The sequence below is a fragment of the Paraburkholderia phymatum STM815 genome, assembly GCF_000020045.1.
GTDB classification, from domain to species: Bacteria; Pseudomonadota; Gammaproteobacteria; order Burkholderiales; family Burkholderiaceae; genus Paraburkholderia; species Paraburkholderia phymatum.
In genome coordinates this window covers 1,227,496-1,241,382 of sequence record NC_010622.1, presented here as the reverse complement: position 1 = coordinate 1,241,382, position 13,887 = coordinate 1,227,496, and the positions used below count along the sequence as shown (strand labels likewise).

Genomic DNA, 13,887 nt, shown 5'->3' with positions numbered 1-13,887 from the left:
TTGTCATGATCGACGTTCTCACAGTCACCCTGAATCCCGCGGTCGATCTATCGACCTCTGTTGAGCGCATCGTGGATACGCACAAGCTGCGATGCGAAACCGCGCAGCGCGATCCGGGCGGCGGGGGCGTCAACGTTGCGCGGGTGCTGCATCGCCTCGGCAGCGAATGCGTTGCGCTGTTTGCCGCGGGCGGAGTGACGGGCCGCATGCTTGGCGGCATGCTCGATGGGGAGAAACTTCGCACTCGCTGTATCGACATCAAAGGCGAGACGCGAGAAAACTTCTCCGTGATGGAAACGTCGACCCGGCGTGAGTACCGATTCGTGTTGCCTGGGCCAACGCTCGCGCCAGCGGAGTGGACGGAATGTCTGCGCAGCGTGCAGGCGCATGTCGATTCCGCGCGCTTTCTCGTCCTGAGCGGAAGCCTGCCTCCCGGCGCACCGGCGGACGCCTACGCTCAGCTCGCGCGTGCGGCCGCCACTGCACGGCCGAACATTCGCGTGGCCGTGGATGCGTCGGGGCCCACGCTCGCGGCGGCCCTCGCTGGCGGGCTCGTCGATATCGTCAAGCCGAGTCTGAATGAACTACGCGAATTGACGGCACTGCCGCTGAATGACGTGGGGGACCAGATCGACGCCGCAAGAATGTTGATCGTGCAACGCAAGGCGAGGATGGTTGCACTCACGCTTGCTGAGCAAGGCGCGATGCTCGTGACGCACGACGAAGCGTGGTTCATGCCTGCGCTGAAAACGGAAGTCCTCAGTGCAATCGGCGCGGGCGACAGCTTCCTCGCGGGATTGATCTGGTCACTCGACCATGGAGCCGTCGCCAGCGAGGCGCTCGCCTATGCGGCCGCAGCCGCGGCGGCGGCGATGAAGCAAACAGGTACGCGGCTTTGCGATGCACGAGACGTGACGCAGGCTTATGCAAAGGGCGAACGTGCTGTACGGGTACAGGATCCCGCGCGCTTTCGCATCGTGCATCGCGAGTCGGCACCGTCAAGGCAGTGAAAAATCCCATCAACCGAGTCCAAATCGCCGGACAAACCACGTCTTGGTCAAATGCGTCAAAGCCGCGTAGCTGACCAGGATCAGCAGCAGGGCGGGCCAATACGTCCACGGCAATGGCGTGAATCCGAGCATCTTGCCGATGGCGCTAAAAGGCAGGCTGATTCCCGCGACGGCAACTGCGACGCTCGTCGCAATGAGAGCCGAACTTGCCCGGCTTTCCACAAAGGGAACTTTGGCGGTGCGGATGATGTGGATGATCAACGTCTGCGTGAGCAGCGATTCAACGAACCAGCCGGTCTGGAACAGGGCCGGGTTGTCCCACGCGTCGAACATCTTCAGCATCATGAAGAACGTCGCATAGTCGAATAGTGAACTGACGGGGCCAATCAGAAGCATGAACTTTACGATATTGCCGAGATCCCACCGGCGCGGAACAGCAAGATATTCAGCGTCGACATTATCGGTCGGAATACTGGCTTGGGAGAAATCGTAAAGCAGGTTGTTGGTGAGCACCTGGATAGGCGCCATTGGCAGAAATGGCAGCAGGATGCTCGCGCCCAGCACGCTGAACATGTTGCCGAAGTTCGAGCTTGCGCCCATCTTGATGTACTTGGTGATGTTGCCGAACACCTTCCGTCCTTCGAGAACCCCTTCGCCAAGTACCGCGAGGCTCTTTTCGAGCAGGATGATATCGGCCGAGTCTTTCGCGATGTCGACGGCGCTATCGACGGACACGCCTACGTCCGACGCCTTGAGGGCAGGTCCGTCGTTGATGCCATCTCCCAGGAATCCGACGACATGCCCCTTGCCATGCAAGGCATTGACGATGGATGCCTTCTGCGAAGGCGAGACTTTGGCGAACACGCACTCCTTTTCAGCCAGATCGGCGAGTTCGGCCGGGGTCAGTGCTTCTAGCTCTTTGCCGAGCACGATCCGGTCCACTTCGATTCCAACGTCGTGACAGATTTTTCGGGTGACCCTGTCGTTGTCGCCCGTCAGGATCTTCACCTGCACGCCACTCGTTTTCAGTGCCGCAAGCGCCGCAGCCGCCGTTTCTTTGGGAGGATCGAGAAAGGCGATGAATCCAAGCAGCGTCAATTCGCGCTCGTCGGCGACCGAATAAGCGGTCTGGTCGGGCGGCATCTCCTTGTACGCGACTGCAACGACGCGAAAGCCTTCCGCGTTGAGCGCGTCCGTAATCGCTTTTGTTGCCGCATAGTGGCTTTTGTCGAGCGTGCCTGTGTCGCCTTCGATCGCGTAGCGCGTGCTGACCGAGAACATTTCCTCGACTGCACCCTTTGAAATCATGATGTGGGCGCCATCATCCCTCGCGAGGACAACCGACATGCGGCGGCGCTCGAAGTCGAAGGGCATCTCGTCGATTTTGGTGAAGTTCTCGTGGGCCCTGAGCTGCTCATGTAGTTCGACGTGCTTCAACACTGCGACGTCGAGCAGATTTTTCAGTCCGGACTGGTGTGCGCTGTTCAAATAGGCGTATTCAAGGACACGATCCGACTCGTTGCCGTGAATATCGAGGTGGCGCTTCAGTATGATCCGGTCTTGTGTCAGGGTGCCCGTCTTGTCGGTGCATAACACGTCGAGCGCACCGAAGTTCTGGATCGCATTCAAACGCTTGACGATCACCCGTTTGCGCGACATGTCGATTGCGCCTTTTGCAAGGTTGACAGTGACGATCATCGGTAACATCTCGGGCGTGAGTCCGACGCCCACAGCGACAGCGAAAAGAACGGCCTCGAACCAGTTTCCTTTCGTCAGCCCATTGATCACGAAGACGAGCGGAACCATCACGAGAATGAAACGGATCATCAACCAGGTGAAGCGGGTGACGCCCTTGTCGAAGCTGGTTTGCACGCGCTGCCCAGCAACCACATCGGCAATCCCGCCGAAGACCGTCGTCTTGCCTGTGGATACCACGACCCCGCAGCCCACGCCACTGATGATCGCGCTGCCCATGTAGCAGATGTTCGCGAGATCGAATTGCGAGTCGACGGACGTAGGGCTGGCATTTGCATGCTTTTCGCACGGCATCGATTCACCCGTCAGCGCCGACTGATTGACGAACAGGTCGCGTGCGGAAATCAATCGAAGGTCGGCGGGCACCATGTCGCCGGCGGAAAGCAGCACGACATCGCCGGGCACGATGTGTTCGATAGGAATGTCGATGTGCGTCGGACTATCCTCCCCGATCCGGCGCACGACGGTTGCCGTCGTGCGCACCATTTTGCGCAGAGCGTCTGCCGCCTGGTTCGAGCGATGCTCCTGCACGAAGCTGAGCGAAGTGCTAAGGAAAACCATCACGCCGATCATGATCGCGGCACGCGGATCACCGAGCGCGTACGAAGCCGTGGCCAGAAGCAGGAGCAGCAGATTGAGAGGATTCAGCGTTCTGTTAATGAGCTCGCCGATTACCGTGTGGCGCGTATCGTGGACGACGCGGTTCGGACCCGAGACGCGCAGGCGGCGTTCGGCTTCTTCCGTTGAGAGTCCGCCTGCTGTGCCATGCACCCGCGCCAGCACTTCTTCAGCAGACAGTTGAGCACAGTCCGCTAGCGAGGCGCCATCCGTAGACGGCTGATGCGCTGGCCCACGCGAGGAACGACAGAGGCGCTCCAGAAGCGTTGAGGGTGGTGATCGCACGTTGTGTGTTTCGGCCGTCTGCATCGGGAGCACGCTTTCGTCATAGACAATTACAGAGCCTGGTGCAGGCCAACTGCGAGCTATTGATATGCGTCAATCGCGATGAAGAAGTGCGCTCGCATCGACATGATGAATGCGCACCCGACTCGACGGCGGTTATCGCGACGCGCCGTCAAGGATCAGGTTGTACATATCGGCTACGAAGCGATGGAGGGACGACACCGAGCCTGTCACACTTTGGTACGTTTCGCGTCCGATCCGTCCGTCGAGCATCACGAGCATTCCTGCGCGACGGGCGATAGCGAGGATGGTGTCGTCGGAAAGCACGGTCGCCTCGGGCTTTGTCGGGCGTTCGCAGGCGACGTTGCACACGCGCTCGCAAACGTTCTCAGAAGACATGGGTGCAACGGCGGCAGATGACATGATCGTTCTCCCAACAGGCCATGCTCAGTGCGCACGTGCGTTCTATTCCAGCGCACCCGATTAGACCTGGAATGTATGTTTTCAGTATCGCTGGTCGCGGGCGGAACGGGTATCAGCACGGGATGAACATCGGTTAGGGATGTGACGCCGAGCCATCGGAATTTTCCTAGGGGAACGGTGTCTGGTGTGACCGGCCTTCATGGTGCGGTTTCGTGACTTTCGTACCAGTGGACGATCGCGTCCCATACGGCTTCAGCCGTCTCACGAAACACAAACAGCCGCATGTCGTCCGGAGAGATCATTCCCTCGCTGATCATGAAGTCGAAGTCGATCGCGCGCCTCCAGTACGACTCGCCGACGAGGACGACAGGCAAAGGCTTGATTTTCTGCGTTTGCAGCAGCGTCAAGACTTCGAACAGTTCGTCGCACGTGCCGAATCCACCAGGAAAGAACACAGCCGCGCGTGCCCGTTCCAGCAGATGGAGCTTGCGGATGGCGAAGTAATGCAGCCTGAAGCAGAGTTCTGGTGTGATGTAGGGATTGGGCTCCTGGTCGCGCGGCAAGGAAATATTCAGGCCGATGCTCGGCGCGCCGCAATCGTAAGCGCCCCGGTTTGCCGCTTCCATGATTCCCGGACCGCCACCCGTCACGAGCGCAAGGCACGACAGTACGCCGCCGCATTGTGCGGTACCTGCAATGCGGCCTAATTCTCGCGCTACGTCATAGTAGCGGCTTCGTTGAAGCTGGGCTTTCGCTACATTCAGCGCTTCGTGTCCGCCCGTTTCGTCGCAGTTTTCTCGCAGCAGTCGCCGGGCGTGCCGGATTCGCTGGCGCGCGACAGAGGGCGCGGGTATACGGGTGCTGCCGTACACGACTATGGTGTGGTGGATCGTATGGCGCTGCAGTGACTCCTCCGTTTTCCAATAGTCGAGTTGCAAACGCACGCCGCACATCTCGGGACGTCTCAGAAACGCGAGGTCCTCGTCGGCCTGGAGATAGGTTGGACTTTCGATCAAACCGCGCACGCGCGAAGCGCGTCCTGTTGTACCGTGCCCATCGTCGCGCGGCTGGAAACGTTGCGACTCGACGTCCGACTCCATCTCGATGGACGCGCTGTCGTGATGTAGTTGATCTTTCATGTAACGATCGCAACTGGGCGATAAATGTTAGCTGCTTCGGATACGGTGCAGAGGATAGCGATGACGCCACGCGCCCGCGGCCCATCGTGAGTCGCGTAGCGACTTGCGCTACCCGTTCGCGATGGGGTGCATGGTGAGTGTCACCCTACGGGACGGTTGCGAAACCCGGACCTGCCGCTCGACTTGCGGCCCCGGCTATCTATTAAGCGCGCGCTCTGCCTGTTGCAGTTGACGTGTGTCAACGATCGAAGCAAGCGGAACGGCAGTCGATCTGCACGTTCCTGGACGAGTGTCAGAAACCCATCGCTCGAAAGAGTGTTTTCGATATCCGAACTCGCTTGATATCGATCAATTGAAAGTAGCCGCGCTAGTCGAACATTCGCTTATGCGTTGACGGTTCGTTGGGCCGGGTTTGGGACTGCCTGCCGCTTACATGATCACCACGGAGGAAAAGGATGCGCGCAATCGATGTCATGACCACGTCAGTCGTATTTGCACACCCCGATACGACGGTGCAGGAAGCAGCCAGGGCGTTGGCGGAAAAGCACATTAGCGGCATGCCTGTCGTCGACGACAAGGGCGAGCTGGTCGGCATGGTGACGGAAGGCGACCTGCTGCACCGCGCCGAGATTGGCACTGGGGTGAACAAGCGCGCCTGGTGGTTGGATTTTCTGGCGTCGACGCGGGAACTGGCGAGCGAATATATCAAGGAGCACTCGCACAAGGTGAGCGATCTGATGACGACGGATGTCATTACCGTAACCGAAGACACGCCCGTTTCTGATATTGCCGAGTTGCTCGAACGGCATCGGATCAAACGTGTGCCCGTGGTCAAGGACGGCAAGGTGACGGGTCTCGTGAGCCGCGCGAACCTGATCCGCGCGCTTGCCAGCATCGTCACGGAGCCGAACGGACCAGCGGCAGCAGATGATCAGTCGATTCGAGAAGGCATCGTGATCGCACTGAAGAACACCCGTTGGTCGCTGCCGCGCGAAAGTATTCTGGTGAAGGACGGAGTCGTGCACCTTTGGGGTGTGGTCACAAGTGACGAAGAAGGCAAAGCTATCTGTGTGGCTGCCGAAAACGTACCCGGGGTGAAGGAGGTGAACAGTCACCTTGAATATCCGCCAGTGCTTCCGGGAATGTAGAGGACAAGTCGCGGTGCGACGGAGACCGTCATGACACAGGGCCAGACATTGAAGAATACGGTCGAGCGAATGTTCGGCGATGCGCTTCGTCACTGTCTGTCCGCCAAGGAGCGCAAATCATGAATGCATCATCCGCGAAAGTCGTGCCGGAAGCGGCGACGGCCAATGAAATCCGTAAGATCATCGGACCATTCGAAGACGACGTCGTGACAAAGATCATGCAGATCAAGCCCACCGTCGACGATGTCGGTCGAGCGTATGCGTGGCTCAGGTCGGACGAGTACCTGCAGCGGCACCTCACACACAATCTGCCTGCGCGGGCCGCTCACGTTTTCGACATTCTCGTTGCCGAATACCCTGAATTGGGCGATCCCGTGCTGTGAATGACTTCCCGCTGTGCCCACGTAGGGCCGGCCGGTGTTTTCCGGCCGGTCGAAGAACCAGACTCGAAGTTGATGACGGGAGGCGCCTGTGAGCAGCATGAGCGCACCAGGCACGAGTGACGCGAATCCGGTGCCGCAAGGCAATCAATCCGGCGAACACCGCTATCACTTCGCCATCGACATCGACGGGGAATTTGCCGTCTTTACGCTCGACACGCACGGTCAGGTCGAGACATGGAATGCGTCAGCCGAACGCATCACAGGATATGGCGCGGGTGAAATTCTTGGTAAGCCGCTTTCGGTACTCTACCCGACGGTTTCCGCGGGTGTGCCCGTTCATTCGGACATCCTGGTGCGAGCAGCGACGACTGGGCGGGCCTATGACGAGGGCTGGCACGCGCGCAAGGACGGAATACGGTTCTGGGCCAGCGTACTCGTCATTGCTCAGCAACGTGAGCAGGGCGATCTGGCTGGTTTTGCAGCCGTCACGCACGATCTTTCGCAGCGTCAACTGATCGAGGCAAAGCTTCGCAGAAGCGAGCAGCGATTACAGGCGATGATTGACAGCGTCGAAGACTACGCGATCTTCATGCTCAGTCCGACGGGCGAGGTCACCTCCTGGAATACGGGAGCCCAGCGAATCGAGGGCTATTGCGCAGGTGAAATTATCGGCCGCCATTTTTCTGTCTTCTATCCGCCAGAAGCGCGGACGGCGGGTTTGCCCGAACGCATGCTCGAGACGGCATCCACGCAGGGCCGCTCCGAAGCCGAAGGATGGCGTGTCAGAAGTGATGGGTCGCGTTTCTGGGCGGACGCTATTATCACGCCCATTCGCGACGACAAGGGGGCGCTGCAGGGTTTCGCCAAAGTGACGCGTGATCTGACCGAGCATAAACGGCTGGAACAACTCGAACATGTCGGCGAACTCGCTGCGGCGACGGAGCGGGCGCGGGAAGAGGAAAAGAAGAGAATCGCCCGGGAACTGCACGATGACCTCGGTCAGCAGTTGACCGCATTGAAAATGAGCGCCGTCATCCTGCAGCAGGACGTCGAAGCAGGGCATTACACCGCGGAGACAGCCGCGAAGGCGCGTGGCCTGGTCGTACAGGCGGACGATACGATGAGCGCGTTGCGACGCATCGCGTCGAATCTGCGTCCCACGATGCTCGACGATCTGGGGTTGCTGCCTGCCGTAGAGTGGCTCGCGGATGAATTTAGTCGGCGCTACGGGATCAAGGCCAGCACCCGTTTGTCGGCGGGCGAGCTCGCGTTCAGCGATACGGCATCAACCGCAATCTTTCGCATCGTTCAGGAGGCGCTGACAAACGTGGCGCGTCATGCGTGTGCGACGGAAGTCGTCGTCACCATCGAGCTCGACGATAACGCGTGTGAAGTTCGCATCGATGACAACGGACGCGGGGCGGCTTCCGCGCCCGGCGACAAGCCCGACTCTTTTGGCCTGCTGGGCATACGCGAGCGCGTCCGGCAACTTAACGGCACCGTGTCGCTCGGAAATCGACTGGACAGAGGATTTCGTGTCCAGATCAGGTTTCCGATCGACACCATCGTCCGTCATTGAGGACGCCTTTCGGCAACGTCGCACCCGCATTGATGCAAATCAAGCGAGCCACGCCTGCTTGCTCCTATCGTAAGTTTGCCCGTAGCCGTTCTGGTTTCACCTCTCGGCTGACGGGTGCTGCTGCTGATATTGACACCCGCCAGACGCGCGGCTTGAACGGTCGCGAAGGCGACGCCTGGCGGGTCCTTTTTTCTCCCCACGTCGCCTGTCTGCTTCAGTCTTCTCTTGCAGCGCATCCTGGCGCGTAGCTAGCCGACGGCAACGCACGCAGCGCAATAGCGGCATAGTCCAACGGCCCGCAGCGCCGCAGTGCGAGCGCACGGATGAGCAGCGAACGGCACGGACAGACACACTCGGAGTACGACAGATGAGCTTGCTCAACGATTTCCTACTACGCTGGCGGACACGCACGGATTCGGACCGGGAAAGCAGGATCAGCGACGCAATCGCCCGTGTACTTGCGATGAATCCGCGACTGAAGAATGCGCGTCGTCACGAGGCGCGGCTTGCACAATCGCTGGATGCGGCACTGAGCTATACGGACGCGCTTGTCGCGTCGTTGCCCGCCGTGCGCGATGCCAATGCCAAAGCGTGGTCGTCCGATCCGGTGATTCGCTCGTTCTTCGCGACGCCCGCAGACATCTCGCGAGCATTGAGCCAGTCCGAGGCATTACGCGCGCTGTTCGAGCGTGATGGCGAAGCGCCAGTGGCGTACGCGGTGCTCGGCATGGCGATGACCGAGCGGCACATATTGGGCGTCGCGCTTGAAGGAGAATCCATCCGTCACGACGTGCCGCAAACCACATTGTGTTTCAGCGACCATCGCGTCAGGATCTGCAGCGATTCCGAAGCGTCATTACGCGCTGAGATTGGACGCCGGCTGATCGATCAGCTAGCACTGGCGGGCTTCGAAAGTCTTGCGGCTAACAGGCGTGATCTGGCAAGACAGTCGAGAGCGCTCATTGAAAAACGGGTCGTCTTGCTCGAAAGGCAGGGCTCGGGACTACGTGGTGTTGTCGGTGAACAGGCGATCACTGCGCCGGACGAACTGGCTCGCATACAGGCAGAGATCGAGAGCAATTCACGCGCGCTTGCGGGACTCCGAGTGCCCGAGCAGACGCTCGAACTCGAGTTGGAGTGTGTGTGCAACGTATTTCTGCATCCAGCTGATCATCTGCACGTGAAGAGCAGACACGTGCGGATTGACTCGATGAATGTCGTGCAAGATCCCGACAGCAACATCGGGACGGACATCGAATTTCACTTTGCGCGCATTCCCGGTCATCGGGCGGTGATTCGCTCATTCGTGCTGGTCAGGTTTCCTCGCTGCGAGCTGTTGTCCGGCGGACTGGACATCGATGCGGCGATGAAGGCGCTGTGAAATCGAGCGGGACTCATGGCAGCCGTCATCGCCGCGCCCGCAAGCATTGAGCGTTCCACCGCTTACATGGTGGAACGCCCGGTTCGCATGCCGCACCGCAGGCGTCGTTCCATTCAATAGTCGATGCGATCGCGCACGATCGGGCAAGTCATGCAATGCCCGCCGCCCCGGCCACGGCCCAACTCGCTTGCCGTGATCGTGATCACCTCGACGCCGGCCTTGCGCAGCAACGTGTTCGTGTACGTGTTCCGGTCATAGCCGATCACGACGCCGGGTTCGACGCAGACGACATTGTTGCCGTCATCCCACTGCTCGCGTTCGGCTGCGAAGGTGTTGCCGCCCGTCTCGACGATGCGCAATTTCGCAAGCCCGAGGGCATCGGCGACGACATCCACAAATGGCTTGTCTTCGCGGCGGATATGGATCCGCGTTGCTTCCGAATCGCCGGGCCGCAGCGAGAAGGCGACGATCTCATTGACGACTTCGGGGAATACCGTGACGAGGTCCCGGTCACAGAAAGTGAACACCGTATCCAGATGCATCGCGGCACGAGATTTCGGCAGCCCGGCCACGATGATGCGCTCGACCGCTCCCTTCGCGAACAGATTTTGCGCAAGTTCCCCGATGGCTTGCCGCGATGTGCGTTCCCCCATCCCGATGAGCAAAAGCCCCTTGCCGATCGGCATGACGTCGCCGCCTTCGAGTGTCGCCATGCCATGATCGCGGTCCGGGTCACCGTACCAGACTTCGAATTCCTTCTGCGCGAAGTCGGGATGGAACCTGTAGATCGCTGTGGTCAGCAAGGTCTCCTGCCGGCGGGCAGGCCAATACATCGGGTTGAGGCTCACGCCGCCGTAGATCCAGCAGGTGGTGTCACGTGTGAATAGCGTGTTGGGCAGCGGCGGCAATACGAACCCGGAATAACCCAGATATTGCCGGTACATTTTCAGCGCGTTGGATTCGTCCGTATCAGGTATGTCCTCGGCCACGACGCCGCCGATCAGAAACTCAGCCTGCTTGCGCGGCTCGAGACTTTCGATCCATGCGCGCACTTCGCCGGCGAGTCCCACGCCGACGGTATCGGGGCGGATCTTGCGGTCCAGAATCCATTTAAGCGCCTCGGGAACATGTACTGTCTCCGTAAGCAGATTGTGCATTTCCAGCACTTCGACCCCGCGCTCGCGCATCTTGGTGACGAAGTCGAAATGATCGCGCTTTGCCTGACTGAGCCAGATAACGTCATCGAAGAGCAGTTCGTCGCAATTGCTCGGTGTCAGTCGCTGGTGCGCGAGGCCCGGCGAGCAGACCATCACCTTGCGAAGCTTGCCCGCCTCCGAATGAACGCCATACTTCATTGTTTCCGTGGTCATCATGTGTCTCCTGTCATCAGAGCGTGAGGAAGCCCTTGTAAAGGCCGAATGCCGCCACCAGTGCTCCTGCCACGACCGCGGCGAAGACCAGCTTTTCCATCAGCGTGAACACGGGTTGCCCGGTTTCGCGCTTCGCCTTGGCAAACAGCACGGCGCCGGGGGCATATAAAAGCGCCGACAACAACACATACTTGAGTCCACCCGCGTAGAGCAGCCACACGGCATAGATCACCGCGATGGTTGCCACCACCAGGTCCTTGTTGCGTTGGGCGGGCTCCTGCTCATACGTTTCGCGGCGCCATGCGACGCGCAACGCATAAGCCGCGGACCAGAAGTAGGGCAACAGGATCATTGAAGTTGCCAGATAGATCAGCGAGAGGTAGGTCCCTTTGGAGAAAAGCGTGATGAGCAGGAATGCCTGCGTCAGGCCGTTGGTAAGCCACAGCGCATTCGCTGGAACCTTCTTCGCATTTTCCTTGCGCACGAAGCTCGGCATCGTGTTGTCCCTTGCAGCCGAAAAGATGATCTCGGCGCAAAGCAGAACCCACGAGAGCAGGGCGCCCAGCAGCGAAATGACGAGGCCGACACTGATCAGAATTGCACCCCAGTGACCCACGACATGCTCGAGCACCCCAGCCATCGACGGGTTCTGCAGCGCGGCAAGATCAGGTCGCGCCATGATCCCGAGCGACAGCACGTTGACGAGTACGAGAACGAGCAGTACGCCAATGAACCCCATGATCGTCGCCTTGCCGACGTCCGTCCGTTTTTCTGCGCGTGCAGAGAAAATGCTGGCGCCTTCGATGCCGATAAAAACCCAGACTGTCACGAGCATCGTGCCTCGCACCTGATTCGCTACGCTCCCGAGTTTTGGCGTGTTCAGGCCGAAAAAGTCGTTCGCGAAAAAGTGTGCGTTGAACGCAAATGCGCAGATCACGATGAATAAAACGATTGGCACGACCTTGGCGATTGTCGTCACCATGTTCACGAACGCGGCTTCCTTGATGCCCTGCAGCACGAGGAAATGAACGCCCCACAGCAACACCGAGGCGCAGGCGATCGCGACGGGCGTATTGCCTTCGCCGAAAACCGGAAAGAAGTAGCCGAAGGTGCCGAACAGCAGGACGAAGTAGCCGACGTTCCCGAGCCATGCGCTGATCCAGTAGCCCCACGCCGACGAGAAGCCCATATAGTCGCCGAACCCTTGCTTCGCGTAGATATACACGCCGCCATCGAGTTCGGGCTTGCGATTCGCGAGCGTCTGGAACACGAAGGCCAGTGTCAGCATGCCCACGGCAGTAATTGCCCATCCGATCAGCACCGCGCCCGCGCCGGCGCTGACAGCCATGTTCTGCGGCAACGAGAAGATGCCGCCTCCGATCATGGAGCCCACCACCAGCGCTGTCAGTGCGCCGAGATGCAGCCTGGGAGCGGCCGCGGATGCACTAGACGGACTCACCTTCGAGCCGGATGCGGGTTGAGACACTGAATCAGACATGTAACCTCTCCTTCAGCTGTTTGGAATCCGTGGCGAGGAAGCGTGCCGTTCAATGAATTGAACAGTCGATAAGCAAGCGCTGCGGATCAGGACGCGTGCCGAGTCCGTCTGGATTGCGCTGCTATTCGTGCTCGGCCAGACGGGTGCTTCACGCATACTCAGCATAGGAACGGTCAAAGCGCTTCGGTTGACCTTAGTCAACAGATGATCCGCGCTTCGCGATTCAGGCAGCGAAAGGGACCCACCACGATGGATAGCGGGACTTCGTCGGAGATGGCTTAGCGGTTGAACCACCGATATTGCAGTGTCAGGGAGATGGACTTGTAGTTTCCTCCCGCTCTGACCATAAAGCCGTTTGACACGGCGAGCTTGGCTGACCAGTCGCGCGTTATCGGAAGCGAAAGCGTCAGTCCATAGCGCGCATTGTTTTGAGCGTCGTCGTTGGTGATCCCGTTGACGGAGGTCGCCCCGCCCGTATAGAAGCCCGCATCGGCGGCCAACCACAACCCCGGGCGGAACAGGTATCCGCCATGCAGCTGGAGCACGCCGAGCGGCGCCTGACTACGTCGCTTGCTGCCGAGAAACGACGTGTTATCCGTGAAAAACCAGACGCCCGCTGTCGCTTCAGCGAACCAGTTGCCGAGCGGCTGCGAAACGCCGACCTCCGGTTTAAATGCCCATCGATTACTGCCGACGTTCACAAGATGCGCCGATTCATATTGTCCCGTCGGCGCAATGACCATCAGGCTCGTGCCGATGATCGTGTCCGGTGTGCGGCGTGCGAATTCTTCTGGAGTCAGTGCAGGACCACCGAGCAGATCGATCGAAAGCCTGAATCGGAGATCACCCAGGCCGGCGCGATGCACTCGATTCGGTGCGTCGAAGACGTTGCCGGAGATGTCGCCGCTAATGAACGGCGCGAGTACGGCAAGCGAAGCGGCGCGGCCGGCAAGGTTGAATACGTGCACGTATGCAGCGGATGCAGAATTGATGTTTGCATGGACATCGCTGATGGGCAATGACGAATCGACGAGGACCTGTCCTCCCAGCCACGAATACGTGAGTCCAACGAAGTTGGTGCCGACGGGAGCGGGTGAATAGGCGCGCGGCTCGAGTTCCTGAGCCGATACCTGCATGACGGTGAGAAGAAGGCACGAAGCGACGGACGCTGCGCACCAGTCGCGCGTGCGCAATGAACGCGAGACCCCACGAGCTGGACCTGCGCGTGACTGCGCCCCGAATCGGTACTCAGCTGCCATGGATGCCCCCGGGTGAGTCTAGTTTGATACCGACCGAAT

Annotated in this window: 11 protein-coding genes; 5 read left to right on the top strand and 6 right to left on the bottom strand. The window is 59.7% G+C overall.

Features of this window, described 5'->3' with window-relative positions; all coding sequences use genetic code 11:
* Positions 1-5: 5 nt before the first annotated feature.
* On the top strand, positions 6-1,010 hold the full coding sequence (locus BPHY_RS05570) for a 1-phosphofructokinase family hexose kinase (protein ID WP_012400501.1): 1,005 nt from the start codon (positions 6-8) through the stop codon (positions 1,008-1,010).
* 9 nt (positions 1,011-1,019) lie between these two features.
* Here BPHY_RS05570 and mgtA read toward each other — a convergent pair whose 3' ends face one another.
* From mgtA to BPHY_RS05555, 3 genes are all read right to left on the bottom strand, one after another.
* Positions 1,020-3,692 (bottom strand): magnesium-translocating P-type ATPase, encoded by a 2,673-nt coding sequence (mgtA, locus tag BPHY_RS05565; protein WP_012400500.1) that lies wholly within the window; start codon positions 3,690-3,692, stop codon positions 1,020-1,022.
* Positions 3,693-3,824: 132 nt separating this feature from the next.
* A complete protein-coding gene (locus tag BPHY_RS41630; protein WP_012400499.1) occupies positions 3,825-4,091 on the bottom strand; it encodes a hypothetical protein in 267 nt (88 codons plus the stop codon).
* 197 nt (positions 4,092-4,288) lie between these two features.
* A complete protein-coding gene (locus BPHY_RS05555; protein WP_208459156.1) occupies positions 4,289-5,230 on the bottom strand; it encodes an LOG family protein in 942 nt (313 codons plus the stop codon).
* A gap of 455 nt (positions 5,231-5,685) precedes the next feature.
* On the opposite strand from BPHY_RS05555, the gene BPHY_RS05550 reads away from it, so the two are divergent.
* The 4 genes from BPHY_RS05550 to BPHY_RS05535 all read left to right on the top strand — a co-directional run bounded on the left by BPHY_RS05550 (position 5,686) and on the right by BPHY_RS05535 (position 9,721).
* Complete coding sequence (locus BPHY_RS05550) at positions 5,686-6,378, top strand: CBS domain-containing protein (protein WP_012400497.1); 693 nt, start codon at positions 5,686-5,688, stop codon at positions 6,376-6,378.
* A gap of 119 nt (positions 6,379-6,497) precedes the next feature.
* Complete coding sequence (locus tag BPHY_RS05545; RefSeq protein ID WP_012400496.1) at positions 6,498-6,761, top strand: hypothetical protein; 264 nt, start codon at positions 6,498-6,500, stop codon at positions 6,759-6,761.
* Between the two features lie 130 nt (positions 6,762-6,891).
* Entirely contained in the window at positions 6,892-8,340 is a 1,449-nt protein-coding gene (locus BPHY_RS05540) for a PAS domain-containing sensor histidine kinase (RefSeq protein ID WP_157686510.1), read from the top strand.
* 367 nt (positions 8,341-8,707) lie between these two features.
* Entirely contained in the window at positions 8,708-9,721 is a 1,014-nt protein-coding gene (locus BPHY_RS05535) for a hypothetical protein (protein WP_012400494.1), read from the top strand.
* Positions 9,722-9,834: 113 nt separating this feature from the next.
* On the opposite strand, the gene arcA is transcribed toward BPHY_RS05535, so the two are convergent.
* From arcA to BPHY_RS05520, 3 genes are all read right to left on the bottom strand, one after another.
* A complete protein-coding gene (gene arcA, locus BPHY_RS05530; protein WP_041763756.1) occupies positions 9,835-11,091 on the bottom strand; it encodes an arginine deiminase in 1,257 nt (418 codons plus the stop codon).
* Between the two features lie 16 nt (positions 11,092-11,107).
* Positions 11,108-12,589: an arginine-ornithine antiporter gene (gene arcD / locus BPHY_RS05525; protein ID WP_012400492.1), complete on the bottom strand. Its 1,482-nt coding sequence runs from the start codon at positions 12,587-12,589 to the stop codon at positions 11,108-11,110.
* A gap of 278 nt (positions 12,590-12,867) precedes the next feature.
* Positions 12,868-13,725 (bottom strand): transporter, encoded by an 858-nt coding sequence (locus BPHY_RS05520; protein WP_012400491.1) that lies wholly within the window; start codon positions 13,723-13,725, stop codon positions 12,868-12,870.
* Positions 13,726-13,887 lie beyond the last annotated feature (162 nt).